The sequence below is a fragment of the Tumebacillus sp. BK434 genome, assembly GCF_004340785.1.
GTDB lineage: Bacteria > Bacillota > Bacilli > Tumebacillales > Tumebacillaceae > Tumebacillus_A.
Genome location: NZ_SLXS01000026.1, coordinates 1 through 3,139, shown reverse-complemented (window position 1 = coordinate 3,139; position 3,139 = coordinate 1). Strand labels below are relative to the sequence as shown.

The following is a 3,139-nucleotide window of genomic DNA, read 5'->3' as shown; positions in this document are numbered from 1 at the left end:
GCCACACCTGTTCCCATCCCGAACACAGAAGTTAAGCTCCACAGAGCCAATGGTACTTGGACCGCAGGGTCCTGGGAGAGTAGGACGTCGCTAGGCAAAAGAGAACGGCCCGATCTTATACAGATCGGGTCTTTTCGTTTTCCGGATCGCGAATGGGTCCAATTTTATGACTAATAGTAAAATATACCATATAGTATATTGGATTAAAAGTTTTAACAACAATAGAAAATAGAAAGTTTTTTCAGTAAATCAACGCTGACTTATAATGATTGTTAATTTTATATAGCTGCAACATTTGAATGTTGGGAATTTTCTGTTGTAATATAAACCCAGAAAGACCTTTCTCTTCAAAGGAGGTGCCCCACCTTGAAAATCAAAGTGAAAAAAGTTGAGAAGCTCGCTCCGATGCAGGTCATGCAGCACTCCGTCTAAAATCTCAATCTGTTTCAACTAAAGGGGTCGTGTTGTCTACACAGCACGGCCCCGTTCTTATTCTATGGAGGTGCGATGATGCGACCGAAATTTAAACCGATCTTGAAACCACTGATGCGAAATGGAGACTTCCTCCGCGTTGGAATGGAAACAAACGTATATGATCTGGAAGATCCGGACGGGCAGATTGAACGTTTTCTCTCATCATTGGACGGAACTCTTACTATAGATGATATCGCCGCAGCCAGCGGATTGAGCGGGGAGGAAGTGCAAGGCGCGTTGGAGACTTTTAACGAGTTGGGATTTCTCGATGACGCAGCTGCACCGGTCGGGAATTTGACCGAGCGTGATCTGGATCGTTACCGGGCAAACCTGACCTATTTCACCAACTACTCGACGCTGGAGCAAAGCAAGTTGGAGTACCAGCAGCGCCTGAAGGACTCGACGGTGGCAGTGCTGGGGCTGGGCGGTGCTTCGCTGATGGCAGCCGGGCTGGCTGGCCTTGGCGTCGGCAAGATCATCGGACTGGATTGCGACCGGGTCGAGCTGAGCAACTTGAACCGCCAATACATCTACCGCGAAGACGACATCGGCAAGCTGAAGACAGACGCGGTTGCAGAACACCTGCGCCGCCTGAACCGTGATCTTGAGGTCGTGACCTACAACCAAAAGGTCACCACGGCCGAATCGTTGTTGGACGTGATCGCCGACGCAGATCTTGTGATCAACGGGATCGACACGCCGACGATGATCGCCTCGCGCTGGGTCAACTCGGCTTGTGTTCATCTGGAGAAGCCGATGCTGCTTGGCGGGGTGACCAACAACCGGCTGCTCTGGCAGCGCTTTTTGCCACATTCGCACGGGTGTTACGACTGCTTTCTGATCCATTGCCTGCGCCTCGATCCGGACGCGGCCATGCAGTTGCGGGCACTGTACGGGCAGGTGTTTGAAAGCCGCAATACGGCGATGTCACCGCATGTGGCGCTGCTCAGCGGCTTCATCACCTCGGAGGTGGCGAAACATCTGGCCGGTTATGCGGAGCCGATGCTGCCGTCGACGACGATGGAGATGGATCTGGTGACGATGGCGATGAAGCAGAGCGACCCTTTCACGCGTCTTGAAAATTGTCCGACATGCGGTGCGGGCAAACACGAGCGGGCAGGTATTGAGCCTGTGGAGCTGGAGGAACTGATCCAGGTGTCCCAAGCGGAGGCGTTGCAGGCATGAGCGCTGTGACGCTGAACTCTGTGCTCGATGTCAGCCACCTGTCGATCCAACCGGACGGGGAGGAATACACCGTCGGCGATCCGGTGACGGAAAACTTCATCCGAATTCCCTATGAAGGCGTCGCGGCCGTCCGATTGCTTGACGGTTCCCGCACGTTGGGCGAAGCGCAGGCGCAGTTACTGGACGGCGAAGGAATTGAAGTGGATTTTCTCGACTTTGGCGAGACACTGCTGGAGTTGGAGCTTGTTCGCAGTCTGGACGGTCTACTGCTCACCTCGGTGGCACAAGTAGCGGCGGTAAGGCAGGACTTGGGCTGGATGCGTCCAATCGGGCGATTGCTGTTTGGAAAAATCGCTGTGGGTCTGTACATGCTGATCGCGATCACGAGCGTGCTGCTGTTTGTGTTTCGTCCCGAGTTGTTTCCGCAGTATCAGGACTTTTTCGTCTTTCCTACGATCGGGATGAGTATGCTGGTGCTGTTCTTCGTCACTTGGGCACTGCTCATGTTGCATGAATGCGCGCACATGCTGGCCGCGGCTGCTTCTGGCGCGCCGGTGAAGTTAAAGCTCAGCGTCCGCTGGTTCTGGGTGGTGGTCGAGGCAGAGATGACCGGGCTCTGGGCGAAGGCTCGAAACACTCGCTATGTGCCGTTTTTCGCTGGGATGTTTTTTGACAGCACGGTGCTGTTCCTCTCGCTGTTCCTGCAGTTCTGGCTGCCGGAGGGCGGGTTCTGGTTCCGCCTGTGCCAGATGACAGCGCTGATCACCTTGTCTCAGTTCCTGTCGCAGCTGATGATCTTCCTGCGCACCGACCTGTATTTTGTGATCATCACGGCGACCAATGCGGCCAATCTGTCCGGGGACGCCAAGCTGTACTTGAAAAAAACGTTCCTGCGCTCCTCGGAAGCGTTGTGCGCTTGGCAGACATTGCAGCCGCGGGAACAGCGTCAGGCGACGTGGTTTGGAGTGTTCTACGGGCTGGCGTTTCTTGTGGTCATCCTGCTGATCGGATTGTATATGGCGCCGGCGACGTGGTTGGCGCTGACACAGGCGGTGGATGAAGTGAGATCGGAAGTCAGTTCGCCGCTCGTCTTCTGGGACGGAATGCTCGTGTTGTTGCTGACGGTTGTGCAGTTCGCCCTGTGGGTGGCAGGCGTTTGGGCGCGCTATCTGCGTAAGCCAAATGCAAGAACTGCAGGAATGTAGAGCACAATAACAAAATGTGAAGGATCGCAGAGCAAACCTCGCAGAACGGCGAGGTTTGTTCTTATTAATGGAAATATGATGAAAAGTAGAGTTGTGACAAGCCTCCCCGCCATGTTAAGATAGCTCTTGTCGCCGCGAGAGACACGCGGTGATGGTAGCCCAGCGAAGAACGCGACGTCTTGTCGCAACGCTGGACAATGAACATCCTGTTCTTGATCCTTGAAAACTAAACGAGTGTTACAGAGATGAGATACGAGTCAAGATACAAGCTTTTC

The 3,139-nt window shown here is 53.9% G+C and carries 2 protein-coding genes and 1 rRNA gene; all 3 read left to right on the top strand.

Annotation, left to right across the window (positions count from 1 at the left end; all coding sequences use genetic code 11):
* Window positions 1–96: ribosomal RNA gene (gene rrf / locus EV586_RS20655) — 5S ribosomal RNA — on the top strand; the annotation flags it as partial.
* Window positions 97–510: 414 nt separating this feature from the next.
* Window positions 511–1,659, top strand: coding sequence for a HesA/MoeB/ThiF family protein (locus EV586_RS20650; RefSeq protein WP_165898731.1), 1,149 nt, complete (start codon window positions 511–513; stop codon window positions 1,657–1,659).
* Window positions 1,656–2,864, top strand: coding sequence for a hypothetical protein (locus EV586_RS20645; protein WP_132946920.1), 1,209 nt, complete (start codon window positions 1,656–1,658; stop codon window positions 2,862–2,864). Before EV586_RS20650 ends, EV586_RS20645 begins: the two co-directional genes overlap by 4 nt.
* Window positions 2,865–3,139: the final 275 nt, after the last annotated feature.

Bases quoted from the DNA above. Each gene is read 5' to 3' on its own strand.
- EV586_RS20650 (WP_165898731.1), top strand. From the start codon at position 511: ATGCGACCGAAATTTAAACCGATCTTGAAACCACTGATGCGAAATGGA.
- EV586_RS20645 (WP_132946920.1), top strand. From the start codon at position 1,656: ATGAGCGCTGTGACGCTGAACTCTGTGCTCGATGTCAGCCACCTGTCG.